28 protein-coding genes are annotated in these 24,908 nt (G+C 35.5%); 18 read left to right on the forward strand and 10 right to left on the reverse strand.

Annotated features, from left to right (window positions below):
• Window positions 1-215 precede the first annotated feature (215 nt).
• Window positions 216-3,536: a T9SS type A sorting domain-containing protein gene (locus ACS8MM_RS07720; protein WP_379714900.1), complete on the forward strand. Its 3,321-nt coding sequence runs from the start codon at window positions 216-218 to the stop codon at window positions 3,534-3,536.
• A 38-nt stretch (window positions 3,537-3,574) separates the two neighbouring features.
• Here the strand turns inward: ACS8MM_RS07720 and ACS8MM_RS07725 are convergent, their stop codons facing one another.
• Window positions 3,575-4,072: a hypothetical protein gene (locus tag ACS8MM_RS07725; RefSeq protein WP_379714902.1), complete on the reverse strand. Its 498-nt coding sequence runs from the start codon at window positions 4,070-4,072 to the stop codon at window positions 3,575-3,577.
• Window positions 4,073-4,180: 108 nt separating this feature from the next.
• Window positions 4,181-4,729, reverse strand: coding sequence for a helix-turn-helix domain-containing protein (locus ACS8MM_RS07730; protein ID WP_379714904.1), 549 nt, complete (start codon window positions 4,727-4,729; stop codon window positions 4,181-4,183).
• A 287-nt stretch (window positions 4,730-5,016) separates the two neighbouring features.
• On the opposite strand from ACS8MM_RS07730, the gene ACS8MM_RS07735 reads away from it, so the two are divergent.
• The 14 genes from ACS8MM_RS07735 to ACS8MM_RS07800 all read left to right on the forward strand — a co-directional run bounded on the left by ACS8MM_RS07735 (window position 5,017) and on the right by ACS8MM_RS07800 (window position 14,028).
• The gene (locus tag ACS8MM_RS07735) at window positions 5,017-5,760 is read left to right on the forward strand and encodes a hypothetical protein (RefSeq protein WP_379714906.1); all 744 of its coding nucleotides are present in this window, start codon (window positions 5,017-5,019) and stop codon (window positions 5,758-5,760) included.
• Between the two features lie 187 nt (window positions 5,761-5,947).
• On the forward strand, window positions 5,948-6,493 hold the full coding sequence (locus ACS8MM_RS07740) for a GNAT family N-acetyltransferase (protein WP_379714908.1): 546 nt from the start codon (window positions 5,948-5,950) through the stop codon (window positions 6,491-6,493).
• 274 nt (window positions 6,494-6,767) lie between these two features.
• Window positions 6,768-7,271, forward strand: a complete 504-nt coding sequence (locus ACS8MM_RS07745; RefSeq protein ID WP_379714910.1) for a DUF4199 domain-containing protein — start codon at window positions 6,768-6,770, stop codon at window positions 7,269-7,271.
• Between the two features lie 261 nt (window positions 7,272-7,532).
• Entirely contained in the window at window positions 7,533-8,093 is a 561-nt protein-coding gene (locus ACS8MM_RS07750; protein ID WP_379714912.1) for a DUF4274 domain-containing protein, read from the forward strand.
• Between the two features lie 143 nt (window positions 8,094-8,236).
• Window positions 8,237-8,587: an immunity protein Imm33 domain-containing protein gene (locus ACS8MM_RS07755; protein WP_379714914.1), complete on the forward strand. Its 351-nt coding sequence runs from the start codon at window positions 8,237-8,239 to the stop codon at window positions 8,585-8,587.
• A gap of 201 nt (window positions 8,588-8,788) precedes the next feature.
• Window positions 8,789-9,067, forward strand: a complete 279-nt coding sequence (locus ACS8MM_RS07760) for a hypothetical protein (RefSeq protein ID WP_379714916.1) — start codon at window positions 8,789-8,791, stop codon at window positions 9,065-9,067.
• Between the two features lie 290 nt (window positions 9,068-9,357).
• Entirely contained in the window at window positions 9,358-9,861 is a 504-nt protein-coding gene (locus ACS8MM_RS07765) for a hypothetical protein (protein ID WP_379714918.1), read from the forward strand.
• Between the two features lie 174 nt (window positions 9,862-10,035).
• Window positions 10,036-10,752 carry a hypothetical protein gene (locus tag ACS8MM_RS07770; protein WP_379714920.1) on the forward strand — a complete coding sequence of 239 codons (717 nt, stop codon included), beginning with the start codon at window positions 10,036-10,038 and terminating at the stop codon, window positions 10,750-10,752.
• A gap of 78 nt (window positions 10,753-10,830) precedes the next feature.
• A complete protein-coding gene (locus ACS8MM_RS07775; RefSeq protein ID WP_379714922.1) occupies window positions 10,831-11,214 on the forward strand; it encodes a hypothetical protein in 384 nt (127 codons plus the stop codon).
• A 171-nt stretch (window positions 11,215-11,385) separates the two neighbouring features.
• Entirely contained in the window at window positions 11,386-11,934 is a 549-nt protein-coding gene (locus ACS8MM_RS07780; protein WP_379714924.1) for a hypothetical protein, read from the forward strand.
• 222 nt (window positions 11,935-12,156) lie between these two features.
• Entirely contained in the window at window positions 12,157-12,669 is a 513-nt protein-coding gene (locus ACS8MM_RS07785; RefSeq protein WP_379714926.1) for a hypothetical protein, read from the forward strand.
• A gap of 190 nt (window positions 12,670-12,859) precedes the next feature.
• Window positions 12,860-13,465: a hypothetical protein gene (locus ACS8MM_RS07790; RefSeq protein WP_379714928.1), complete on the forward strand. Its 606-nt coding sequence runs from the start codon at window positions 12,860-12,862 to the stop codon at window positions 13,463-13,465.
• A 4-nt stretch (window positions 13,466-13,469) separates the two neighbouring features.
• A complete protein-coding gene (locus ACS8MM_RS07795) occupies window positions 13,470-13,772 on the forward strand; it encodes a hypothetical protein (RefSeq protein ID WP_379714930.1) in 303 nt (100 codons plus the stop codon).
• A 4-nt stretch (window positions 13,773-13,776) separates the two neighbouring features.
• Entirely contained in the window at window positions 13,777-14,028 is a 252-nt protein-coding gene (locus ACS8MM_RS07800) for a hypothetical protein (protein WP_379714932.1), read from the forward strand.
• 98 nt (window positions 14,029-14,126) lie between these two features.
• Here ACS8MM_RS07800 and ACS8MM_RS07805 read toward each other — a convergent pair whose 3' ends face one another.
• From ACS8MM_RS07805 to ACS8MM_RS07815, 3 genes are read right to left on the reverse strand one after another with little or no spacing between them, the layout of a single operon-like run.
• Window positions 14,127-15,590 carry a lipopolysaccharide biosynthesis protein gene (locus tag ACS8MM_RS07805; protein ID WP_379714934.1) on the reverse strand — a complete coding sequence of 488 codons (1,464 nt, stop codon included), beginning with the start codon at window positions 15,588-15,590 and terminating at the stop codon, window positions 14,127-14,129.
• 13 nt (window positions 15,591-15,603) lie between these two features.
• Window positions 15,604-16,374, reverse strand: a complete 771-nt coding sequence (locus tag ACS8MM_RS07810) for an FkbM family methyltransferase (RefSeq protein WP_379714936.1) — start codon at window positions 16,372-16,374, stop codon at window positions 15,604-15,606.
• Window positions 16,375-17,487 carry a hypothetical protein gene (locus ACS8MM_RS07815; RefSeq protein WP_379714938.1) on the reverse strand — a complete coding sequence of 371 codons (1,113 nt, stop codon included), beginning with the start codon at window positions 17,485-17,487 and terminating at the stop codon, window positions 16,375-16,377. It lies immediately after the preceding gene.
• A 135-nt stretch (window positions 17,488-17,622) separates the two neighbouring features.
• On the opposite strand from ACS8MM_RS07815, the gene ACS8MM_RS07820 reads away from it, so the two are divergent.
• Window positions 17,623-18,471 (forward strand): glycosyltransferase family 2 protein, encoded by an 849-nt coding sequence (locus tag ACS8MM_RS07820; protein WP_379714940.1) that lies wholly within the window; start codon window positions 17,623-17,625, stop codon window positions 18,469-18,471.
• A gap of 72 nt (window positions 18,472-18,543) precedes the next feature.
• Here the strand turns inward: ACS8MM_RS07820 and ACS8MM_RS07825 are convergent, their stop codons facing one another.
• A complete protein-coding gene (locus ACS8MM_RS07825) occupies window positions 18,544-19,755 on the reverse strand; it encodes a hybrid sensor histidine kinase/response regulator (RefSeq protein ID WP_379714942.1) in 1,212 nt (403 codons plus the stop codon).
• A 299-nt stretch (window positions 19,756-20,054) separates the two neighbouring features.
• Here ACS8MM_RS07825 and ACS8MM_RS07830 point away from each other — a divergent pair, with 299 nt between their 5' ends.
• On the forward strand, window positions 20,055-20,804 hold the full coding sequence (locus ACS8MM_RS07830; protein ID WP_379714944.1) for an MlaE family ABC transporter permease: 750 nt from the start codon (window positions 20,055-20,057) through the stop codon (window positions 20,802-20,804).
• A 2-nt stretch (window positions 20,805-20,806) separates the two neighbouring features.
• On the forward strand, window positions 20,807-21,574 hold the full coding sequence (locus ACS8MM_RS07835) for an ABC transporter ATP-binding protein (RefSeq protein ID WP_379714946.1): 768 nt from the start codon (window positions 20,807-20,809) through the stop codon (window positions 21,572-21,574).
• On the opposite strand, the gene ACS8MM_RS07840 is transcribed toward ACS8MM_RS07835, so the two are convergent.
• From ACS8MM_RS07840 to ACS8MM_RS07855, 4 genes are read right to left on the reverse strand one after another with little or no spacing between them, the layout of a single operon-like run.
• On the reverse strand, window positions 21,571-22,632 hold the full coding sequence (locus ACS8MM_RS07840; protein WP_379714948.1) for a mannose-1-phosphate guanylyltransferase: 1,062 nt from the start codon (window positions 22,630-22,632) through the stop codon (window positions 21,571-21,573). The genes ACS8MM_RS07835 and ACS8MM_RS07840 overlap by 4 nt on opposite strands.
• Before the next feature lie 50 nt (window positions 22,633-22,682).
• A complete protein-coding gene (locus tag ACS8MM_RS07845) occupies window positions 22,683-23,282 on the reverse strand; it encodes a SprT-like domain-containing protein (protein ID WP_379714950.1) in 600 nt (199 codons plus the stop codon).
• A gap of 1 nt (window position 23,283) precedes the next feature.
• A complete protein-coding gene (locus ACS8MM_RS07850) occupies window positions 23,284-23,967 on the reverse strand; it encodes an SDR family NAD(P)-dependent oxidoreductase (protein WP_379714952.1) in 684 nt (227 codons plus the stop codon).
• Window positions 23,957-24,895, reverse strand: coding sequence for a M28 family metallopeptidase (locus ACS8MM_RS07855; protein WP_379714954.1), 939 nt, complete (start codon window positions 24,893-24,895; stop codon window positions 23,957-23,959). Before ACS8MM_RS07855 ends, ACS8MM_RS07850 begins: the two co-directional genes overlap by 11 nt.
• Between the last annotated feature and the right edge of the window lie 13 nt (window positions 24,896-24,908).

The following is a 24,908-nucleotide window of genomic DNA, read 5'->3' on the forward strand; positions in this document are numbered from 1 at the left end:
TGTTTTTCAACTCTTTATTGTTTTTTTTTAACCGAGTGAAATTTTGGAAACACTCCTTTACACTAAACAATACAATTCTTTTACTTACTCCAGCACTATTGAAAGTAAAATCTTATAACCTAAATTCTTTTCAACATTCTAAAAGTCAATCCATTCCGACATTGATTCCTATTTTTTTTTCAATTATCTTCGTACGCTCTATTAATCCCATTTCTATGAAACAACTTTACACCTTATTCTTATTTATAAGTGTAACAGTTTCCACAACTGTAAATGCACAAATTGACCCACAATTACAGTGGGTATTAAACACCGAAAACACCTCCATCGAAGGTGGTTTCACCACTGGAAATGGCATCGCAGTGGATGCATCCGGAAACCGTTACATCACAGGATACTTTGACAAAACAGCGGATTTTGACCCGTCAGCAGCAACAGCCAACCTAACGTCCCTAGGCAGTTTTGACATTTATATAGCCAAATACGACCCCAACGGTAATTATCTTTGGGCGAAAAACATAGGCAACACCGGTGACGACAGAGCTAATGCTATTGCTTTGGATAATGCCGGTCAGTTCTATATTATCGGAAATTTCAAAAGTACAGTGGACTTTAATCCTTCCGCTGGTGCCGATAATTTAACATCCGTAGGAGCATTAGATGGCTTCATTGCTAAATATGATACCAACGGAAATTATATCTGGGCCAAAAGTATTTCTGGAAATGCCAGCATATCTTTAAGTTCCATCGCTCTAGACAGCAGCAACCAAATTCACATTACAGGTCACCACAACAACACCGTTGATTTTGATCCTTCGGGTGCTACAGCAAACCTCACAGCAGTAGCAGGAGGTACCGATAGTTTTATAGCCAAATACGACACTAACGGAAATTACCTTTGGGCAAAAAATATAGGTGGCAACAACTTTGACTACGCTTACTCCATTGCGGTAAACAGCAGCGGGCAAGTACACATCACCGGAGTATTTTCAGGCACCGCCGATTTTGATCCTTCGGGAGCTGCCGCCAACCTCACGGCTCTTTCTACAAATTCAGATATTTTCATCGCCAAATATGACACCAACGGGAATTATATTTGGGCAAAAGCAATTGGTGGAAACAACACCGACAGTTCAAATGCAATTGCATTAGACAGCAGTGGTCAAATACACATCACCGGCTATTTTAATGATACTGCCGATTTCAATCCTGCAGCCGCAGTCAATAATCTTACCTCAGCTGTGGCAGGTGTTCAGGATATTTTTATTGCTAAATATGACACCAACGGAAATTACTTGTGGGCAAAAACCATTAGCGGAAACAGTATAGAAAAATCAAATTCAATTGCCATAAACAGCAGTGGACAGGTACATATTTCCGGATCATTTTATGCTACCGTAGATTTTGATCCTTCAGTTGCCACCGCCAATCTTACTTCCACAGGAAACAATGATATTTTTATCGCCAAATACGACAGTAACGGAAATTACCTTTGGGCAAAAAATTGCGGAGGAGCTAACGATGACGTTGCCAATGCCATTGTTGTAGACACCAACGACAAAATATTCTTTACCGGTTTTTTCAGAGACACCGTAGATTTTGATGCTTCGGTATCTGTTTCCAACCTGACAGCCGGTTTCGGAAATGCGAATTGCTTTATGGCTTGTTACAGTGCAACAGGGACTTTTAACAATGCACAAGTTATTGGAGGGTATTCCAACCAAATCTTTGCAGAGATCGGAAAATCAATAACTACCGACAATCAAGGCAATGTGTATGTAACAGGTACTTTTAACGGAGCTACCGACTTTGATCCTTCAGCAGCAACCGCTTTACTTACGCCCATATCAAGCAATCAGGATATTTTTATAGCCAAATACAATTCCAACGGAAATTACCTATGGGCTAAATCCATTGGAGGAAATAATGCAAAATATGTCAATTCCATCAAGTTAGACAACAATGGACAAGTACTTATTACAGGCACCTTTGTTGGGGCCGCAGACTTTGATCCTTCCGCTGCAACAGCAACCTTAACTCCTGTGGGAAGTTCGGATATTTACCTAGCCAAATACGACACCAACGGGAATTACCTTTGGGCAAAAAACATGGGTGGAGTTAGTAATGACGAAGCAACTTCCATTGCATTGGACAATAACGGACAGATTTACCTTTCCGGATTTTTCTTTAATTCGGCTGATTTTGACCCTTCACCTGCAACTGCTAATCTGACAAGTGCTGGAGGTTACGATAGCTTCATTGCCAAATACGATGCTAACGGGAATTATCTGTGGGCAAAAAACATCAGCGGAACCAGCGATGAATATTCGATTTCTATGGCTTTGGACAATAACAACCAAATACATATCACCGGAACATTTATAGGAACTACCGACTTTGATCCCTCAGGTGCGGTTGCCAATCTTACATCGGTATCCGGTAATTCAGATGTTTTCATTGCAAAGTACGATTCCAACGGAAATTATATCTGGGCAAAAAACATAGGAGGTTCTGGACCTGAAGTAGTTCGTTCCATAGCATTAAACAGCACAGGACAAATTCATATCACAGGTACATTTCAAAACACGGCAGACTTTGATCCATCTGGAGGCAATGCCAACCTTTCGGCTGTTGGAGCGAGAGATATTTATATTGCCAAATACGACATTAACGGAAACTACCTATGGGCAAAAGGGATGGGTGGAACTAGTACCGATGAAGCAATGTCTTTAAGCTTGGATACCAGTGGCAGACCTCATATTACAGGTTATTTTCAAGGCACGGCTGATTTTGACCCATCTCCAGTAGCTGTAGCCAACTTAACTTCGGCATCAGGAAGCATCGATATCTTTATTGCCAAATACGATGTCAACGGTAATTATATCTGGGCAAAAGCCATCGGAAGTCTAAATGTTGATTCAGCGAATGCCATTGCATTAGATCGTAATAACAAAGTCCACATAACCGGATATTTTAACAATACCGTTGATTTTGATACTTCGGGAGCTACCAGCTACTCTACTGCTTTGAATAATATGGATGTTTATTTAGCGCAATACACTTCCTGTACGACTGCCAATACAAGTATTACCCGTAACGGTATGACTTTAACTGCCGATTCGACTGCCGATTCGTACCAATGGATAGACTGCTCTAACAACAATGCTTTTATTCCAGGCGCTAACAACCAATCGTATACCCCAACTGTAGATGGAAATTACGCAGTTATTTTAACGGTTGGGAGTTGCGACAGCGTTTCTGAATGCCAAGCTGTATTGGGCACTGAAGAAAATCAATTAGAGACGGTCGTATTGTACCCTAATCCTGTTACCAATCATTTTTTCATCTCCCTACCCCACATTTTTGAATCTTCAGAAGTGACGGTTACGAATTTACTGGGTAAAATCATTAAAAAAACGAACTACAAGCAACAACAACAAATCAATATATCGCTTGAAGACACAGCCAGCGGCATTTATTTTGTTCGTCTGGAAGGCGAACAAAAAACAAAAATATTCAAAGTCATTAAACAATAAATCAACCATCAAAAACCTTTCGGAAACGGAAGGTTTTTTTATGCAGGCTCATCAGTAAATTGTACTTCGCCTCCGACTTTTTGAATCTTTTGCTGAATTGCGGTTTTCATAAGAAGAAGACTTTCCTGGTTGAGATGCAACTGCTCTAGACTGTATTGATTGTATTTGTTGAATGTTTTCAGTGCGTGATCCCGGATAATCAAAATCAATCCATCATCGGGCACTTCCTGTTTGCTTAAGTGCGCCATGGTTTGGAATGCAGCTAAAGCTTCGATGCGGTTGCACTCCGCAATGGCGATTTCTTTTTGAATGCGACGGAGCTTGACCTCCGTCTTGATCTCCTCTTTTTTACATTGCGTGTTGGTGCGTTGTTCCTCCTCTTCCAACAATTGTGTCACTGCTGTAGACATTCCTTTTTCCTGTTGCACGCTTAGCAATAAGGCAGTCAATTGTTGCATGGGCTTCAATGGCAGCGCTAGTTTCCCTGATTTAAACATCGACCATTGACTTCTGGGAACACCTAATAACATTGTCATTTCTTCTAGTTCTAGTCACAGCATTTTTTTTAACTCACCTACCAGTAATTTGGTTATAGTCATGACTTAACATACTAAAAACCCTACCGGTTATCGGGAGGTTTTTTTTTACATCCAATTATCCGATTCACCCAACTTCAATCTTTTGATAATTTGATGTTCCAACAGGTTAAGATTTTCCAATTTTAATTTAGTCATTTCCAGTTTATGCATACTCCGCTTATCCAGCATTTTTTTGGCCCTAGATTGAATTGAGGATGCCAAAGCCTTATCCACCCCATCAAATCCATTCTCAATCACAGTCGCAACAACTAACGCCGCTAAACATTCTTTACGTTGATTTTCAAGAGTTTCAATTGCCTTTTGGATACGATACCGTTTTAATTTTATCGTTTGAAGTTCGCTTTTTAGTTGCTTCTGTATTTTCATCTCTTCCGTCTTTAAAAACGATTTAGTTGCATCAGGCACCTCCTTGACATTCTTTACCTCCCCCATAAGAGAAAACAATCTTATCTTTGCTGCAAAAGAAATCTCTCGCTTGGAGGATTTATACATTGACCAATGACTCACAGAAATCCCCAATAGCCTTGCAATTTCACTCTGAGTTAATCCCAGCACCGGTTTCATTACGTCCTTCTCTTTACATGTGTTTTTCATTTTTTATTTTTTTAAATCAAACACAACTCTTGTGCCTTTTTTTGAAAAAATTAAAAATTAAACACAAAAAAAGTGTTTAATTGTAAAAAAATAAATCCTAAACACAGGAATCAATGGAGTGAGAATTTGGTGTTTTTAAGGAGTAAGGAGAAATGAGTAGGTTGGGAGAAGAGGTTTTGTTTTATTTTTTTTGCATACTATTTAAAATACTACACTCATTCAATTCATTAAAAAATGTAATAAAGCTGCGTATATTTACGAGTTATATGGCATTTTGAAAAACATCGGTGAAAAAGACAGTTTACATATTGACAATTACATTCGGGCTAGCTTTCTATAACAGCAGAGCGCAAGAATCAAATGATAGTAAATCAAAAGTTATTTCTTCAGACACAATTACTAAAAAACAATTTGAAGTTAAAGACAGTATTTATAAAATTGGGGAATTCCTTTTTGAAGCTAAAAGGAATGCAAAATTTGAATTTATAAAAAAGGGTGAAAAGTCAAAAATCAAAACAAAAGGAGATACATTGTATTTTGATAATTACATTGTGCTTCTTGGAGATATTGACGAAATAACTAGTCCTGGCATTTTTAAAAAGTTTAAATTTAACTCACAATTTGAAAATTTTAAGACAAATAAAATTTATAAAGGAAAACTTGCAGATCCAATTTTTTCAACAGACAAATCCGCAAAACGCTTTATTACTCGAATAAAAGATGGTTGTAAAAAAACTGGTGTAAATTTCGCAGGACATTACACAATTATTGAATGGGGTTGCGGAGCTGCTTGTGCACAAATGGCAATTGTGGACAGGATTAGTGGTGAAATAATTTACTCCAAAATCCCTTTCGACAAAAATGATGGGCATTGTGGTGCTGAATATAAAATTGATAGTAGATTGTTAATCATAAACACAGAAGCATTAAGTGAATGGTGGGGATATGAATCAGGCTATAAACGTTGTGACCATTGGAGAATGACATCTGTATTTGAAATTGAGAATAATAAACTTATAAAAATTGAATAACAAGAAAAAAGCCATATAACAACGGTTTCACGAATTGGCGAGAATATTGGTAAATTCATATTTGTATTTCGCTATTAATTTTATCTTAGTGAAAAATATAAAGTCCCGAACTTCGACACTTCGCAAAGCTGCAAACCGTTATGCGGCATTTTACCCAAAAATCGTGTGATAGAAATAATTACAAAAGATGAACATAAATTTAAATACTGAAAGATTAAATATAAAACCAATTTCTGTACTAAATATTGAAGACATTTATAAGTTGCAATCATTAGAAGAAACGGCAAAGTTTAATACATCGGGAATTCCCAAAAATATAAACGAAACAAAAATTACTGTTGAAAATTGGATTGTCGAAAATGCAAAAGAAGACACCAAACGATTTACTTTTTCAGTTGAATTAATTGATGGAAATGAATTTATCGGTTTGATTGGAATTAATTTAGGGAAAGATCATTATAAAAATGCGGAAGTTTGGTTTCAATATGATTATAAATTTTGGAATAAAGGTTATGCAACAGAAAGTTTAAGAAAAATAATTGATTTCGGATTTAAAAACTTGAAACTACATAGAATTGAAGCTGGTTGTGCAATTGAAAATATTGGTTCAATCAGTGTTTTAGAAAAAGTTGGTATGCTTAGAGAAGCACATACACGAAAATTATTGCCTTTAAAGTCTGGCTGGTCAGATAATTATGGATATGCAATTTTGTCGACTGATGAAAGAAAATAACCCCGATAGCGCGGATTGACTTCGTCTGTTCGGCTAAAGACTAGGGTGCATTCCGTGCTTTATAAAACATGAAAAGACTATAACTTAAAAATGTTGTAGTCTTTTCATGTTTTAATCAATTTTGGACACGAGCCGAACGCTCGCCAGCTTTTGATCCCAATAAAGCAGGTTTACTTAATTTGTTACTACTTATAACTTCCGATCCAACCCTCAATTCATCCTACCGTAACAAACTTATTCAAACCCCGACTAATTCTGAAAAAACTAATCAACTATGAATCAAACTAAAAACCTTCCGGTAAAAAAAGGCTTACTTTACGGTGTAATGTTGGGAATTGTGGTAGTCAGTATCGGGATTATACGTTACAAAACCGGAATGATACTCCACGACGACCAAACACTGAGTTATGTATATTGGTGCATCTTCACATTGACCATTTGGTACGCTGTGTTCCAATTCAAAAAACAGGATGCTGCCTCCTTTTCCTATAGGCAAACCATAAAAATAGGGCTATTGAGCGGACTCATAAGTGCGGCCTTGTACACCGTTTACATTGTGGTGCTCAATACGTACATTGACCCTGAACTGGCTTCCAAAATAATAGAATACAAAACGGCCAACCAAGCAGGCTTATCCGCTGAGGATGTCTCCAACTCAAACAAAATCATGGAAATGAATGAAGCCCTGAGAGGCTTAGTGTACATGTTCGTGTGCATGACTTTCGGAAGTATTCATTCAACAATGGCAACATTTGTAGCAAAAAGGGGTAAGAGTTAAAACCAATACTACTCCCGCTCCGCATAGTCTGACTACGTAGAATCTTCGATTACCCGACTGTGCGACTATAATTAACAAAACATCTACTTTAATTTACATAATTAATGGCTCAAAATCAGGAGACTTTGAGCAGCAGGCTAAAGTTGTAGATATAACCTGTGCATTCCAACTATTTCCTTATTTTTGAAAAGCACTATACGATTGCTGGTTTAGACAAGTTGAATATTATCATATAACAAAAACACATAATAAACTAACGAAATGATACTATTGCCTTACAAAGAGAGATTGATTAGAGAAAATTTCTTGGATATTTCATTCAATAACGAAGGCGATGACAACTTAACTAATTTCAAACTTTTTGAAAAATTAAATTCGACTGACCAATATTATCTTGCAGAAAATTACAATTGGGATAATGGCATTGCAATACTAAAATGGATAATTGAAAGTAAAAAATGTGATAAAGGCACTGCCTCTCTTATTTTTTGGACGTCTGAACCTGATTACTATTTTGAGAAATCGGAAGCTGAAATTTCAGATTACGAAAAAGACATTTTTTTGTTGCTTAAAAGAATAGTCGAAAAGTTTAATCACAAAGAATTTAAAAAGTCAAACTTAAAATACAATCCAGCTGACAGGGAAAAAAGAATCGATTGGAGTAAACAAAATCTAGAATGGAATATTCCTGAAGAACTCAAAAAACCAACAAAAGGCTTTCCAATAATTAGTCTTGGAATTGTTCAGCAAAAAATTTGGGAATGGCAACGAAAAAGAAGAGAAACTAAAAGAGCTGAAAAAAGAGTGAAACGAAAAAAATAACAGTATACAACAGTCGCTTGGCTGGATTCCTTCGGTAGTCGCTAACCTCGTGTGCGAATCGGTGCTGTCTGGTATTTGAAAAAGCGTTAACTAAAAGCGGGCATATAATAACTACAAGTAATTGTAACGAAAACTCAACAGAAATGAACGACTGGAATTCTTACATTGAAGAACAAAAGAAAATTTGTAATGAATATAAATCTTTATGGAAGCCTATTAATGAAAATTTGAAAGTTGGGATCTCAACAGATTTGAATTCTGATCCGTTGAATGGTTTACGACATAACTCAGAAGACGGAACAACAGGTTGGTTTATTTGGTCTGGCGAATATGAAGAAAGAGAAGATTTCTTTGAGCCAATTTGTGCAGCACATTTACTGGAAAGAAAACCACAAGTAATTAAATATTTAGGTTTGGATGTTGGATTCAGATTTTTAATCGGAAAAGACAATTATGAAGACGTATGGTTTGACAAAAAAGTAGGTGAAATATAATAAACTCAACTACCTCCCACTGCTCCGCATAGTCTGACAACGTCGAATCTTCGATTAACCGACTTTGAGGCAATAATTAACAATATATCTTCTTTAATTTACATAATTAATGGCTCAAAGTGAGGTAACTTTGCGCAGCAGGTCAAACAGAACAGTTGTTTGTAGCAAGCACCAAAACGAAAAATCATCCCCTTTGAAAGTATGACAGAAATACTAAATTTCCTGAATGAATATAAAAACGAATTAACACAATGGTTAGAAAAACCAACTGTTTCCGCACCCCCGGAAGTAATGGAAAAAATTATTTCCACTATAGAATTATCACTACAACTTATAAACACAAACAGAAAAGTTTCAGCAGAGGAAAAACAAATGATTGAAGGCAGTTCATATCTTGCACGATACTTTGATGGATGGGGTCAAGATTATTTTGACAAGTATTTGGAAATGGTCCATTACATCAAGCGATATCATTATTAAAAATCAAAAATGCACGATCAACATTCTTTTACCTCTTTGCATTTTCCTGTTTCTGCTCCGCGAAGTCTGATTTTGTCGAATCTTCTATTTCCAGACGCCGAGGCGATCAATAATAACCCCATTCGTGGCACAGCATACTACTCGTGGCAAAAAAAGCAAAATAACAACAGATACTACGTTCGGCTAAAGTTGTAGATATAACTTGTACGTTCCAACTATTTCCCTATTTTTGAAAAGCACTATATAACAGTGGGTTTAACCGAATTGCAATCCTTCTTTACAAACTCCTTATGAAAAATCTTTTTGGCATTACGTTCATTTCATTGATGCTACTTATCGTGTTAGTGAATTTTGCTTGTCAGAAACAAGAAAACCATCTTTCCAACACCTTGCTTTTAGATCAATCAAAAGAATTGACAAATGCTAATAAGAGAGAATTGCACCACTTACTTTCATCCATTTGGTCAATAAATGTAAGAGAAAAAAAACAAACTTCTATCGAAACTCAAAAAATTGAAAATCTGTATACAGAATTTGAAAATTTTGAATTAAAAATTCAAAAAAGCGATCGCAAAAAAGCAATTGAATTAATTAATCAGCAAAATGCGAAATTTAAAAATGATAGTGTTTATAACATCCCAGGATTTATTTTTAAACCTATAGTTATTGAAGAATTAAATGAATTAAACGATGACGTTTTTAAGTCCTATTCGATATCAAAAATTTCAAACTTCTACTTGGTTTCTGCAGGTTATATTTTTACCTCACGTAGTTATGGCCGTGAAGCGCTTTAAAGCGGCTGCTAATAAAAGTGTTACACAATTGCGAATTTGAGGTTAATAAAGGTTTATTTTCGCTAGAAATTCTAACTTTAATAACACCAAAGCTAAAAGTGCATCATTAAAGTAAAGCAGTCAGTTCCGAAGTTCGCAACCTCAACAAGTAGTAAAACGTTACACGTAAATTGTATGTCGACACCAATAGACCACAATAAACTTCTCCAAAAAATCGCAAAAGAGCGACTGAAACCTTATGGAATAGTTCAAAAAGGACAATCACGCACTTTTCTTTACGATAAAGACTGGTATACTATTGTAATTGAATTCCAACCTTCATCTCGGACAAAAGGAACCTATTTGAATATAGGAATTGACTTTAACTTTTATCCAAGAGACTATTTTGCTTTTGGATACGGCTACAGAGAAAAAGGATTTGAAGAGTTCAAAGACGAAGAGCAATTCCATAAATTAGTAATCAACCTTTGTGAACTTTCAATACAACGAGTTCAGGAGCTTGAACAAAAATGTATAGACGTCTGGACTGCACTAAAAACAGTGGAAAAGGAAAAAGCGCACGATAGTTGGAGAATTTATGAGGTGGCGGTTTTACATATTTTGACTTTAAACTTTGACCAGGCAAGAAAACATCTCTTTCAATTGAGCAAAACGAAATGCAAATATGACTGGGAAATGGAAAGAAAGAAAGCGGCAGACGAATTATTGGATTGGCTACAAAAAGAACCTACAAATTTGGACAAGATAAAAAGCATAATCAACAAAACACGACAATTGAAAAAACTCCCGATAGTTCCATTGGACAATTTAACTGAAAGAAAAACGCTTCCTAACAGCACCTCCCAAAAAACGGGCCGGATGTGGTTAAAAAAACTTTTAGGCATTGAATAAATTATTAGCAGTTTGACTTGCTGGCACTTCGAAAGCTTTGCCATCGGGAAGCCGCAAAACAATAGTAGCAATTAAAAAATGACCGACAACAATTTAAAATTATTAAAATACAATCAACTGTGGCTGGAATTTGGCGTACTGACAACTGATATTCTACTGACACAAGTGAAAGACTTTGAAAGTGGTTTGGACGAAAATACGGAACACTATCGTTATCGTGCGTTCAAAAACTATTTAGAAACCCAATCCCAATTATCTGATGAGCAAATTGTCAACCTATTTGAACTCATTACAATTGAAACAGATATTGCAATGGCAACCTCCATGGCACTTGACATCTTAAAAAGAAAGTCACTTAACGATTCACAATTTAAACATGTCTCAAAACTTTTAAAACAAATAATTGGAGAGAACATGCAAGCCTATATCGACCAAGAAATAGTTTGGAGACAAAAACGGTAACAAGCATAATGAGTTACTGCTCATAAATTTTCGAGAAGGTTATGAATTTTGTGGTAAACTCATATTTCTATTTTACTAGACATTTTATCTCTATTCGAAAATGTAAAGTTCTACACTTCGCTACAAAAGAGAAGCCGCGAAAAATTGTATTCAACTAAAAAACAGCACCTAATGAAAAAAATTTTATTTCTTTTTATACTATTGAGTAGTACTTCTTGTACGTTAAAAAAACAAGAAGGAATTTTTTCATTTGAAAAACCTACAGGTTGGAAAAAAATTACATCAGATTCTATATTCGAACATATGAAATCAAAACACCAACCTATAGTGAGTAGAGAAACCTATATAAATATCAGACATCAGTCTAACAGTAGCCTTGACAATCCATTCTTTACAATTGTTAAAAGAGAAAATAAACATGTAAGTGATGACGCTTTTTTTGATTCTGTTCAAAAACAGGTTGACTTGTATAAAGAATTTTATCATCCTATTCAATTTACTGACGAACCAAAAATCATCAAAATTGACAAAATGGACGCATTATATTACTCTTTTGAATTTCAAGAATCAAGAAACAATAAAATAAAACAGCATAGAAGCAAAGCTTATATCATTCCAAATAATAATTTTTCTTATGAAATATATATGAATGATGAAAAAAATCGCGATTATCAAAAAGATTTTGATCAATTACTTTCTTCAATACAATTCGATAAATAGTCCGCTGCGCAAAGTCTTCTTTCATAACGACACTACTCGACAAAGTGGATTCCTCTAAAGGCTATTCGAATTGTTATGGCTATTTTATTTACTTTTGAAATGTATCACAAATAAGCAAAATGTAGGCATACATTCGCTGGAACAGAATAAAGTTTAATCCTTTTAGTTTACCAATCAACTATGCAACTATTCCGAAAATTATTAGGCAGAAAAACACCACATTTGAAAGAAGAAAATTTCAGTGTCACCATAAACAATTTAACGATTGACGACAGTCTGACTTCTGAAAAATTCTTACCTATGAAAAATGAGTTGGTAGAATTTCTTATCACAATTTTACAAGAAATCAATAGACTTGAACAAGAAATTTTTAACCGCAGTGAAAAGTTAAAAAATCCAAAAGAACCAAATCAAGTTCAACCTGGAGAAGATGAATTATGGGAGGAATACACTTCCCGATATCGAAAAATTGTCAGCCCCATCTTCTTGGATACTACTCAGGGAAATCCTGATTCTTTTGGCAACCCTGCAAAATATGATTACCTGCTCTATCCAGATACAAAGTTAATTTTCATAATGAAATCCGAAAATCGAGCGGTTGTTGAAATTGAATTCTATCAAAGTATTGGAAAAAAAGAACAGTTTGTTTTGAAAAAAGAAATAGAAAACTGGAAAATAGCAACAAAAAAATATGGCTTTATAGGAGAAAACACCTGGCACAAAGATTCATTATAATAATGTCGGTTTTCTTTTTACCATACACTATTCATCTTACCTAACTAAACTAAGACAACAAAATAGTATCTAGTCATGCTTTGTACAGTACGAATCCTATTTACTGGAATAAAAGCTACACTTTAGAAAATAAATTATCTTTGTCTATTCGAAAAAAACGCTCTCTAAGAGTTACTTTGTTACCATAAAAATGAGCCAGTCTACTACTACAAAAATTGTTTACAAGAATCCCTACTCCTATATTGCTTTACTTATAATCTGTTGGGGTATGTTTTTGATGAGCGTGACAACACTATATCTATTTGGTATGTGTTTCTTTGGGCTAGGCGCAGTCGTAGTTAGCTATCCGCTACTCGATCCAAAACAAAAAAAAATCATATTCACAGGAACCAAAGCATACAAAGAACAGATCAAAAAGGAATTAGCGAAAAGAAAAACAGATTTTGGGCTTTTTGCTTACACAGACAAAGGATTCACAATAGCATTGCAAAATAAATTTCACACAATAAACTGGACTGAAGTACTTTGCCTTTTTGGCTATAAAGTCGATCTATTTGCTGTTGACGAAATTCGTTTGGACGTTTTTTGCGAAAATAATATTGCATTTACACTTTCTGAAGAAACACCCGGATGGTATGTGTTTTTGGACAAAATCGTCGAAAACTTACCCCAAAGTAAACCAAACTGGGCAATTGAAATTGCTTTTCCTGCCTTCGAAACTAATTTGACACTTATCTTCGAAAAGTACAACAAAAGTGTAGAAGAAGCGAAACAACTGTATTATAAAGAAAAGTAAAGTTATGTATATTACTCTTGATATTAGTAAAAAAATTGAAATGGACTTCGGGCACAAAGCGACTGAAGTGTATGGCCTTTTCGATCAAGCCTTTGAAAGTGCTGCTTATTTGAAGGAGGAAAGAATTGTTCGATGCATAGTGTTTTTGGCCGAACAAAACATCGAAAAGCTAAAAAAATACATCAAAGCGGCCACCGATGATCCAAGAGATGTACTTTTTTGGGCCGAATACCTAAACCATAACGATAAACATCCAACAAAAATTCGAGATTTCGACCAACCTTTTGACCAAGCCACCTTACAGTAAACAAATGAAATTTATACAAAAAACATTCGGAATCCTTCTTTTACTTATTACATTACTTCTCGCCTCTTCCTTTGTTTATGCCTTTCGAATTCTTTTTGATAAATGTATCTACAAATTAGAAGCGAAAGCAATTGGAGCATCAGGATATGCCATTGGATTTGCCCTTCTTTTAAATTGTTGTTCCCTTCTGATTTACTTCTTAACCCGAATGAGTCTGTATTTACTCATAAAGAGAAAAATGAATAGTCGTAAATAAATTGATCGATATAAAAAATTTCAAAAGAATAAACAGAAAGACAACGAGAAAAGTCCCAACATGACTCTTTACTAAACCATTCTAGTACTTCTTCATCATTATTTAAATAACGATTTCGGTAGTACCTCTTTAATCGGGATAATATTAAAAATCCGGTTACCCAATGCAAAAATTACAAAAGCGATGGCAGGTTTGTAACACAGAGTTAGAAACTTATTAGGTGCATCGGGCAGGAATTTACCAACCACAAGCACAACAATCAAAAGCCCGAATACATACAAATACTTACTGCTAAACGGATGCACCCCAAACTTGCGGTAATTAAAACCAATTTTAATCAAATTGTAAACCGTTAATGAAATAGAGGTCGCTATGGCAACACCCGTAATTCCCATTTTAAAAATCAACAGGAAAATAAGATTGTTTACTATCGTTAATACCGCCAAAGCAATGGTAGTGGTATTATTGAACTTGTAATATTTGGAATTCGTAATGATGTAACCGTTAAAACCGGTCGCCAGATCAAACAATAATGCTAAACCTAAAATATAAACCACCGGAAGACCTTGCGCCAGTTCATCACCGTTTTTCATCAGGAAAAATAAATCTTCGATACCTGAGGCGACCAACCCGAATAAAACAGCTCCCATGGTAAACAAATACAAAGAAGTTTTATGATGCAGCGATTTTAAATCGGACATATTGTTTTCTTCAATATACTTTGCGATAATAGGTGCCGAAATGGTATACACGCCCAAAGCCGGAACGGTAATCATACGTACTAAATTAGCCGAAGTATTGTAAATCGCCAAAGGTTTATTCCCAATGAACTCACCAATCATAAAAGCATCGATATTGAGAGCAACGATAGAACCCAAACTACCAAAGAAAGTATAGAACGAATATTGCATGAGCTCCTTCTGGAAATTGTTTTCCTTTAAGAAAGCGAACGAAGTTTTTCCGGTAAATCGATCCAAACGTTGTACATAAAAAAACATCCCTATCAATGCCAATGCAAAAAACAACACTACAATCCAAATTGCTGTCGTAGCTGCTATTTTGAAAAAGAAAAAGGCACTAAAGGCTAAAATCAATCCGAGTTTAGGAAAAACATTTTCGAAAATATTAGGAACCACGATTCTTTTTTTAATCGAAATAAATCGTGAAAACAATTGGATAAGCGCCAAACACAGCATAACCGGAAAAATGTATGCTCCAAAGGCATAAAACTGCGATTCTCTGATTTGTTCACTAAAATAAGACAAAGTCCAAAACAATACCGTGACAATAACAAAATTCCTAAGGATAAACCAAATGGAATACTTTAATAGATTGTGTTGGTTATTGGTTTCTTCCATTTTGGGATAAAACCGAACGTTGGCATGCATAATCCCAAAAGTTACCAAAGGTAGTGCCAATAAGGCTGTAGGCAGAATGTATTGTATTTTACCTGCAAATTCCAAATCGTTAGGATACAAGAATACCGTTGACAGAATCCCTATCAACGTACTGAAGTACCCAACGATACTGTATTTTAAACTTTGCCTTGCTACTACGCTCATTTTGAGTTATGAATTATAATTCTTTCGGCACGAAAATGAAGTTATTGATATACGTATTAAAATCATTCAGATACTCATCCTTTTGGAAATCGGCCATTTGCGATACTTCGAAAGGTTGTAAGCCTAATGTTTTTCGGTCGAAGTAAAACACTTCGTATCCAAACCCAACAATAAAATCGAAGATATCCTTGATTGGGTAATGTGCATGACGCAATTCGATTTCGATGATGAAAGTCGGTTTGATTGTTTCCAGAATGGTTTTACATCCTTTAATCGTATCAAACTCGTGGCCTTCGACATCAATTTTTACGACATCAATTTTGGACACATTTTCTTTTTGAGCCCAATCATCTAGCGTAATGGTTTGAATTTCTATTTTTTCAACAGCATCACCCATATCTTCCAATGAAGCTCGCGTGTCTTGCAAACCGTCACCTTTTTTAGGAATGTGCAACACCGAAGTTCCCGTTTGGGAAGAAACCGCCAATGGAAACAATTTTACTTTTGGAAAAAGCGGCTGAATGTAATTCACCAATGTCTGATTCGGTTCAAAACCATAAATCTTTCCGGATTGAATTACTTTTTCGGCCTGATACAAATAAATGCCTTTATTGGTTCCGATATCGATAAAAACCGAATCACTTTTCAATACTTGATGAATGTACAACAATTCGGGTTCGCACTTATAATTACCGGTAGACAATGAATGCAACGTTTTATAATAACGCTTTTTGTATAATGATGGCCAGTACTTGTAGGCCAGTTTAATAAGACTTTGTAACATTTAGTTTTTTGTTAATTCTAGCAGTTGTTCTTCCAATATGTTTTTCACTTTTTCAAAGGTATATTTTTCAACGTAAGGATTTAGTTTTTCATATTCCTTTTTGAGTTGTTCTACTGTAACAGTATTCAACATCTCGTACAACTCGTTTTCATTTTCATAATACAGATTATGCCAGTCCATTTTCGGATAACTTCCCGGAAAGATTCCTATTTTACCGTTATATATACAATCGGCTTCACTCCCACTGACCTTCGTACTGCCGTAACATTCATCCACCCAATAAAATGAGGTTTGTTCTTTGACAGGACACAAAAGCAAATGCGCCTTACTGATGATTTTGCTGTAACTCACCCACGGAATAAACTGACTGAAATACGTAATCCGGATTTTGGAATGACAATTCTTTTTCAACTGTTCCAATTGACTCACAACCGAATCATTTTCAGGTTTCCCTAAGAATGTAAACTGTAAAGTAGATTGTGGTTGCAGTCGAGAAATAACGCTCAGTACCAAATCAACATCTTTCCTTTTATTCGAAACATTACCGGGCATCACAATGTGAATTACCTCATCCTCTGGAAAAACAGATTCATGGCAATAATTCATCTGAATCAATTTTGATTTAGCCGAATGCTTTCCGTTGGCTAGAATTGTTTGCAATGCTGCTTCTGAAATAACACCGTATTGTTTTGCCTTAAGAATTACTTTTCGTTGCGAAGCCACTTTTTCTTTCAGGTACAATTTCAAGAAATAGGTAAATCGCTCCTTTTCTTTCAAAATATTAGCGAAAGAAATAGTTTTGAAGAACAAACTGAAATTCAGGTTATGAATCAGACACAACACCTGTTGCGAAGTGAACAGTTTCTCATAATCTCTAAAATCACGGTGTAACGTATTAACCACGACACCTTCAAAATGGGAAAAATCTGTTTCTGCCACCGAAACGATAAGCGAAATATGTTCTTGTGGAATTGCCGTTAGTTTGTCATAAACTTTCGGACTTACAAAAAAATGAAAATCAATACGATTCATTCTAGAAACCAACAAATACCATTGTTCGAGCAGAGCCGAATGGGTTTCCATTTCAATAAAAGCAATTTTCTTCTTTTCCAAGAGTTTTCTATTTCTTATTGGACAAAAATAAAGATATTTCCGCTTTGAAAGGGATTAATTTCTGGTATTATCCGACACTTTAGTTAAAATTTATTTCTTAAAATTTATGTACGTTTGTAGTCATTATACTGAAAAATGAACTATTACATCGTCATACCCGCACACAACGAAGAAAAGTTTATAGGATTAACACTTGATTCTTTGATCAACCAAACCGTTTTACCCAAAAAAGCGGTCATTGTTAATGATAATTCTACGGATCAAACTGGTCCGATAGTGCAATCCTATATCGAAAAATACCCATGGATTTCATTGGTACATAAACAATCGGACGCCATTCATTTGCCAGGCAGTAAAGTGATACAAGCTTTTCAAGCTGGACTTGCTACTTTGGACGAAGAGTATGACATCATGATCAAAGGTGATTCGGATTTAATTTTTCCTCCCCATTATTTCGAAACAATTATACAGCATTTTGAGAGCGATCCTACTATTGGCATGGTAGGTGGATTTGCATACATCGAAAAAGAGGGCGAGTGGATTTTAGAAAATTTAACCGATAAAGATCATATTCGCGGTGCATTCAAGGCATATCGAAAAGCAACCTTCCATCAAATTGGCGGATTGAAACCCGCTATGGGCTGGGATACGGTAGATGAATTGTTGAGTAAATATTACAATTGGAAAGTGGTTACCGACGAAACTTTGAAAGTAAAACACTTGAAACCTACGGGAGCCAACTACAACAAAACAGCACGATACAAACAAGGCGAGGCATTCTATACCCTGGGCTATGGTTTTTTCATTACTGCAGTCGCATCTTTAAAACTGGCCATGCGAAAAGGAAAACCTTTATTGTTCCTGGATTATATCAAAGGTTTCTGGAAAGCCAAAGCCGAAAACAAAACGATGCTGGTAACTCCAGAACAAGCCAAATTTGTCAGAGCCTATCGCTGGAAAAAAATGAAGGCGAAACTTTTTTAAATTTGACAAAAAACAAATCATCCTAAAATATATACTTCCAGGATGACCGTTACGTTAAATAAGATTCTATTTTTAGTTTAGAAAAGCCACATCGATATATTTATTTACAACCGATTCAAATTCTTTTTTGTTCACCGGTTTCGATAAATAGCCATTGAACGCTTTATTGTAATTTTCTTTATTTTCTTTAAACGCATAGGAAGATTGCGCGATAATAGGAATCTCGGGCGCTTCATTTTTAATGAGTTGTGCCGCGGTATAACCATCAACTTGTGGCATACGAAGATCCATCAGAATTAAATTGATATCTGGGTTTTCTTTGTAAATCTCATAAGCTTCTTCCCCATTTTTAGCCCGAATAATTTCTACATCTCCTTTTTCCAATAATTTTTTAAGTAGCATGAAACTGATTTCTTCATCTTCAGCAATCAGTACTTTAATTTTTTTCTTTTCTTGAACTGCCAATTCATCTATTGTTGACGGTACATAAGGCACTTTAAAATAGAAAACGGTTCCCGCACCTACTTCCGATTCTACTTTCAAATCGCCCCCCATCAACTCGACATATCTTTTTACGGTTGAAAGACCTAAGCCAACATCTCCTGTATTACTCAACAATTTTTCCTTACTACTGCTATTAAGACCAATACCACTATCTCGAACATAAAATTTTAATTCATCCTTAACCAAGCGGTATCCCATTTCTATAAAGCCTTTATTGGTAAATTTCAACGAATTGTGAAGCAAACTGGTAAAAACACGAGTTATCTTTTCTTTATCAAGCATCACGGTATCTTCATCATCTGCCAACCCTTTAAAAGAACGCAAGTTCAGCCCTTTATAAAACACCTGATCTACAAACTTAATTTTCAAATCATCAAGCAGTTCATTTAAGGATACGCTTTGGGTATGAACCGATTCATTTTCGGATTCGAAAGAATGGTAACTTGTGAATTCGGCAAAAAGTCCGTGGAGTTCATTGGAACAATTGGTAATAATCTCGGCAAAGTTATTTTTCTCCTCCACATCCAAAGAAGCAGTACATAACAAATTGGACAAACCAACGACCGTATCTAATGGACCTTTGATTTTATTCAAAAAAGACACTACCATTTCAGGACTTTGAGGTGGATAACCACCCGGATTTTCCAGATTCAAACTATTTAAAACAATCTTTGCCTCTTTATCAGTATCATTCAACAATAAGGACAAACCCATGAGCTTTTCTTTTAAATGCGCCATCCGACTCTCAATCGCATCATAGGAGGATTTATTTGTTTCCATATACTCTGTTTTTAAATTAACACTTTCATTTATCATGGGGCTAATTCAAACAAGTTCAATGGGATGTAAATGTTTTTAAATTTTTTAATTATTTGAATATCATAAAGTTACAGTTTTAAAAAAGAAAAAAAAACGTTTTGTCAAAATCTTTACCCAATTTTATGTTAAACTATCCAAAACCATAAATTTATTTCAAACCTTCACTCTGTTTTCAAATATCAGGCCTACGACTTAAAATAATTCGGAAGCACTATCCTACTCCTGACAATTTTCGTATTTTCGCTATTATTTTTAAGCCTATGATGCTCGTTAGATATTTATCACAAATTGGGAGGTATTTTATCATGCTTCGCGAAATCTTCAAAAAACCCACCAAATGGTCTATGATGCGCCAATTGATTTTCAAGGAAGTGGATGATTTAGTTATCGACTCTCTAGGAATTGTTTGTTTCATTTCGTTTTTCGTAGGTGGGGTTGTAGCCATTCAGACCGCGTTAAATCTTACCAATCCATTGATTCCAAAATACTTGATCGGTTTTGCGACCAGACAATCGGTAATTTTAGAATTTGCCCCTACATTCATTTCCATCATTATGGCAGGAAAAATGGGATCATTCATAACCTCTAGTATTGGTACTATGAGGGTTACAGAACAAATTGACGCATTGGAAGTTATGGGTGTTAACTCATTGAACTACTTAGTTTTTCCTAAATTAATGGCTTTATTGTTGTATCCATTTGTAATTGGCATCAGTATGTTTTTAGGAGTCCTAGGAGGATGGATGGCAGCTGTTTATGGTGGTTTTACATCTGCAGATGAATTCATCAACGGAATTCAGGTTGAATTCATTCCATTTCACGTAACCTATGCATTCATCAAAACCTTTGTTTTTGCATTTTTACTCGCAACTATTCCTTCTTTTCATGGCTACTATATGAAAGGTGGTGCTTTGGAAGTTGGTAAAGCAAGTACAGTATCCTTCGTTTGGACATCTGTAGTGATTATTTTATGTAACTATATTTTAACGCAACTCCTTTTAGCGAAATAATTATGATTGAAGTAAAAGACATTAAGAAATCATTCGGAGACCAAATGGTCCTAAAAGGAATTTCTACTACGTTAGAAGCAGGAAAAACCAATTTAATCATTGGACAATCTGGCTCAGGTAAGACGGTTTTTTTAAAATCATTATTGGGAATTCATCATGTAGATAGCGGAACCATTTCATTTGACGGCCGTATTTACTCTGAAATGAGAGATGATGAAAGACGTGAGCTAAGAACTGAAATCGGAATGGTATTTCAAGGGAGCGCGTTGTTTGATTCGATGACTGTGGAAGAGAATATTGGTTTTCCTTTGAAAATGTTTACCGATAAAACAAAAAAAGAAATTAAAGAAAGGGTTGACTTTGTTATTGACAGAGTGAACTTAATCAATGCCCATACTAAAAAGCCTTCAGAAATTTCAGGAGGTATGCAAAAACGTGTCGCAATTGCTAGAGCTATCGTTAATAATCCCAAATATTTATTTTGTGACGAACCCAATTCAGGATTGGATCCCAAAACGGCCATCGTTATTGACAATCTGATTCAGGAAATTACTAAGGAATATAACATTACCACCGTTATTAACACACACGATATGAACTCGGTGATGGAAATTGGCGACAAGATTGTATTCTTAAAAAATGGATTAAAAGCTTGGGAGGGAGATAAAACTCAGATTTTCAAAACCGATAACGAAGCCGTTACCGATTTTGTATATTCATCTGAATTGTTCAAAAAAGTAAGGGAAGCCGTATTGAAGGAAGGAATTTAACGTTCCTTCAATTTCCCTACAACGGCTTTAATATCTTGTTCTTTATTTTTGGGATAAATCAAAAGTACATCGTCTTTATCTACCACAATATAATCCGTCAAACCATCGATTACCACTAATTTCTTTCCTTCGGTACGGATAATATTATTGGATGCATTCTCTAAAAACACCGTAGCATTAACTACGGCATTATCTTGCTCGTCTTTTGGCAATTTATCGTACAAAGAACCCCAAGTTCCTAAATCATTCCAATCAAAAGTCGCCGGGAGTACAAACACATTCTGTGCTTTTTCTAAAATGGCGTAATCCACAGATATATTCTGAGCTAAAGGATAATTGTCTTGTATAAACGCATTTTCTTTATCCGTATTTAACACTTCATAGCCATTCATAAAATGAGCATACATAGAAGGCTGAAAGGTTTCAAAGGCTTTTAGCACCGATTTGGCACTCCAAACAAAAATACCTGCATTCCACAAAAAGTTTCTACTTTGAATGAATTTGCGTGCTGTGGCATAATCCGGTTTTTCACGGAACTGTTTCACCTTTTTAACGGGACGTGAATCCAACTTATCGAATTCGATATAACCATAACCCGTATTAGGGAAAGTGGGCAAAATACCCAAGGTCATTAAATTTTCGTCTCTATCACAGAAATCAAAAGCGTGCTGAAGATTTCTACAAAATTGCACTTCGTCTTCAATCCAATGATCAGAAGGCGCCACAACCATTACCGCATCTGGGTTTTGTTTCTTGATTTTTAACGATGCGTACAAAATACATGGGGCCGTGTTACGCATAGCTGGCTCCAGAACAATTTGCTCTTGTTGCACCATTGGCAATTGCTCCAAGACAATATCGTTATAACTCTCGTGAGTCAGGATTAAAATATTCTCTTTTGGTATGATCTGAGATAAGCGGGAAAACGTTTTTTGAATTAACGTTTCACCTGTACCCAACATATCATGAAACTGTTTTGGGAACTCGGTTGTACTTACCGGCCAAAAACGGGAACCTACCCCTCCGGCCATAATTATAGCATAATAATTCTTGTTCATAGTTTAAAAGTTACGAAGTAACGAATCGGCAAAGTTACAAAGAATTCTATTTAACTAGGCAGTAACTCCACTTCCGCATTCGGATTAAACAAATAAATTTTCCCGGTGGCAATTTCCATACATTCTATACGCTTAGTCCGTAGAGCCACTTTTTTAAATATTTTCCCATTATGGATTCTGAATTTACTTCCATAGGGAATTTCGAAAACATAATTCTTGTCATTCTCGGGATCGAATTGTTTTAAAGCCAAAGCCAAAGTAGCATCGGTATCACTACTCGCTTTCGGATTTCTGAAATGTCTTGCAATTAAAGGCAATAACTGATTCGGAAAAATTTCCGGACGAATGAAAGGTACCATCAAACGTTGAAACGTCAGTTTCCATTCATCTCCATGTGGTTTTATCAATCGACCGTATTTTTCAAAAGCCACCAAATGGGCAATCTCATGAACTAAAGTAATCAGAAAACGGTATTTGTTCAAACTGGCATTGACTGTAATCAGATGATAACCCTGAGCATCCTTTCTATAATCCCCATGTCGAGTTAATCGTTCATTGACAATTTTAAGATGCACATGATGGGTTCTGATTAATTCAAAACACACGGGAACAGCATGTTCCGGTAGATATTTTAATAAAACATCGCTCAATTTAAGGTGTAGTTGATGAAACCTGAAGTACTTTTCCGTTGAAATATTGATTCCCGGTCAAAGCAAAATTAAAAATATAATCCGCCATTCCTGCAGCAGATATTGGAGCTTCATATCCTGGGAATGCTTCCTGTAGCATTTCGGTTTGTACCGCACCCAATGCCAATACATTAAATGCAATTCCTCTCTCCTTATATTCCTCAGCCAATAATTCTGACAAAGTAATCACTGCCCCTTTACTGGAACTATAAGCTGCTAATCCAGCAAACTTCATACTTCCTTGAATTCCTCCCATAGAACTAATGGTCACCACATGGCTCCCTTTCTGCAAATACGGAATACAAACACGAGTTAAATTAGCTACTCCAAAAACATTTACTTTATAGATATTTTCGAATTCCTCACCTGAAATCTGATCAAAGGGCTTTAACAATAACGAACCTGCATTATGAATTAGAACATCTACTTTCTTCCAAGTATGTTCAATGAAATTTTCAACTTTTTTCAAATCCTCTTCAATAGACAAATCGATTGACAAACAGGTAATATTTGAATTTTCAATTAATGCCTGTGGCGTTTTTCTTGAAATTGCCAGAACCTGATGTCCGGCGTTCGCAAACAAAAGTGCTAATTCATACCCAATTCCACGAGAAGTTCCCGTGATAATAATATTTTTATTTTCCATCTAATTGAATTTCTTTTTGAGGCGCATTAATCATTTTCTCCAAAACAGGAATACAAATATTGATTACTTTCTTCATATGTTTCACATCCATTTTTTCGAATTCATCATCTGCGTGATGGTAAAAATCATAGTTTTCAAAATCGAAGGTTGAAATCGTATGAGATGGAATATTATACTCTTGGTAAAATGGATAATTATCAGACGCTTTAAACAATTGGTAATGCGATTCAGCGGGTAAGTAACCAATCCATTTTTCACCCGCATATTCATTCATTCTTTTGGCCATATTGGATTTGGTGATACCAGTCATATAAACCAACATGTCTTTATCTTTCATTGGAACGCCAATCATTTCAAAGTTGAACATAAAATACACATCAACCCCGTCCTTTTTCATATTCTGAGCCAAATGTCTGGATCCCAGCAATCCTTTTTCCTCAGCTGTGAACAACGCTAAAACAATAGAACGTTTATTATTCCTGTTTTTCCCGAAATACCTTACCAACTCTGTTACAGCAGTTGTACCAACGGCATTATCATTAGCGCCATTGGCTATAATATCACCTTCAACCTCACTTGCTGTACCAATATGATCATAATGAGCACCGATTACTACATACTCGTTTTTCAATTTTGGATCCGTTCCTTCAATAACCCCTACGATATTAAAAGCCGGTTTATCGAAATTAGTCAACTTATCTCTATAGGTTGCATAGTAAGGCTTAACATTGTTTTCTTTGTAAATCTGTTCCAGAAAAGCCATGACATTTTCCATTTCAGGCGTACCTGGTTCTCTACCTTTATTCGCATCCGATGCCAAAAAAGAAAGAGTTTTAGTAATACTTTCTTCGGAAGACAAATTATTTCCCGATTGTGCACAGGAAAGATTCAGCGAAAAAAGTGCAGAAATAATGAAGAGATAGCGCATTGATTATTAGTTT

Source organism: Flavobacterium sp. MAHUQ-57, from assembly GCF_051908335.1.
In the GTDB taxonomy this organism is placed as follows: Bacteria; Bacteroidota; Bacteroidia; order Flavobacteriales; family Flavobacteriaceae; genus Flavobacterium.

What these genes read in the sequence shown, in the direction of transcription:
- ACS8MM_RS07725 (WP_379714902.1), bottom strand. Translation starts at nt 4,072, where the DNA reads ATGACAATGTTATTAGGTGTTCCCAGAAGTCAATGGTCGATGTTTAAA.
- ACS8MM_RS07810 (WP_379714936.1), bottom strand. Translation starts at nt 16,374, where the DNA reads ATGTTACAAAGTCTTATTAAACTGGCCTACAAGTACTGGCCATCATTA.
- ACS8MM_RS07755 (WP_379714914.1), top strand. Translation starts at nt 8,237, where the DNA reads ATGAACGACTGGAATTCTTACATTGAAGAACAAAAGAAAATTTGTAAT.
- ACS8MM_RS07805 (WP_379714934.1), bottom strand. Translation starts at nt 15,590, where the DNA reads ATGAGCGTAGTAGCAAGGCAAAGTTTAAAATACAGTATCGTTGGGTAC.
- ACS8MM_RS07760 (WP_379714916.1), top strand. Translation starts at nt 8,789, where the DNA reads ATGACAGAAATACTAAATTTCCTGAATGAATATAAAAACGAATTAACA.
- ACS8MM_RS07770 (WP_379714920.1), top strand. Translation starts at nt 10,036, where the DNA reads ATGTCGACACCAATAGACCACAATAAACTTCTCCAAAAAATCGCAAAA.
- ACS8MM_RS07850 (WP_379714952.1), bottom strand. Translation starts at nt 23,967, where the DNA reads ATGGAAAATAAAAATATTATTATCACGGGAACTTCTCGTGGAATTGGG.
- ACS8MM_RS07745 (WP_379714910.1), top strand. Translation starts at nt 6,768, where the DNA reads ATGAATCAAACTAAAAACCTTCCGGTAAAAAAAGGCTTACTTTACGGT.
- ACS8MM_RS07780 (WP_379714924.1), top strand. Translation starts at nt 11,386, where the DNA reads ATGAAAAAAATTTTATTTCTTTTTATACTATTGAGTAGTACTTCTTGT.
- ACS8MM_RS07795 (WP_379714930.1), top strand. Translation starts at nt 13,470, where the DNA reads ATGTATATTACTCTTGATATTAGTAAAAAAATTGAAATGGACTTCGGG.
- ACS8MM_RS07800 (WP_379714932.1), top strand. Translation starts at nt 13,777, where the DNA reads ATGAAATTTATACAAAAAACATTCGGAATCCTTCTTTTACTTATTACA.
- ACS8MM_RS07730 (WP_379714904.1), bottom strand. Translation starts at nt 4,729, where the DNA reads ATGAAAAACACATGTAAAGAGAAGGACGTAATGAAACCGGTGCTGGGA.
- ACS8MM_RS07840 (WP_379714948.1), bottom strand. Translation starts at nt 22,632, where the DNA reads ATGAACAAGAATTATTATGCTATAATTATGGCCGGAGGGGTAGGTTCC.
- ACS8MM_RS07790 (WP_379714928.1), top strand. Translation starts at nt 12,860, where the DNA reads ATGAGCCAGTCTACTACTACAAAAATTGTTTACAAGAATCCCTACTCC.
- ACS8MM_RS07835 (WP_379714946.1), top strand. Translation starts at nt 20,807, where the DNA reads ATGATTGAAGTAAAAGACATTAAGAAATCATTCGGAGACCAAATGGTC.
- ACS8MM_RS07820 (WP_379714940.1), top strand. Translation starts at nt 17,623, where the DNA reads ATGAACTATTACATCGTCATACCCGCACACAACGAAGAAAAGTTTATA.
- ACS8MM_RS07825 (WP_379714942.1), bottom strand. Translation starts at nt 19,755, where the DNA reads ATGGAAACAAATAAATCCTCCTATGATGCGATTGAGAGTCGGATGGCG.
- ACS8MM_RS07775 (WP_379714922.1), top strand. Translation starts at nt 10,831, where the DNA reads ATGACCGACAACAATTTAAAATTATTAAAATACAATCAACTGTGGCTG.
- ACS8MM_RS07855 (WP_379714954.1), bottom strand. Translation starts at nt 24,895, where the DNA reads ATGCGCTATCTCTTCATTATTTCTGCACTTTTTTCGCTGAATCTTTCC.
- ACS8MM_RS07750 (WP_379714912.1), top strand. Translation starts at nt 7,533, where the DNA reads ATGATACTATTGCCTTACAAAGAGAGATTGATTAGAGAAAATTTCTTG.
- ACS8MM_RS07830 (WP_379714944.1), top strand. Translation starts at nt 20,055, where the DNA reads ATGATGCTCGTTAGATATTTATCACAAATTGGGAGGTATTTTATCATG.
- ACS8MM_RS07720 (WP_379714900.1), top strand. Translation starts at nt 216, where the DNA reads ATGAAACAACTTTACACCTTATTCTTATTTATAAGTGTAACAGTTTCC.
- ACS8MM_RS07740 (WP_379714908.1), top strand. Translation starts at nt 5,948, where the DNA reads ATGAACATAAATTTAAATACTGAAAGATTAAATATAAAACCAATTTCT.
- ACS8MM_RS07765 (WP_379714918.1), top strand. Translation starts at nt 9,358, where the DNA reads ATGAAAAATCTTTTTGGCATTACGTTCATTTCATTGATGCTACTTATC.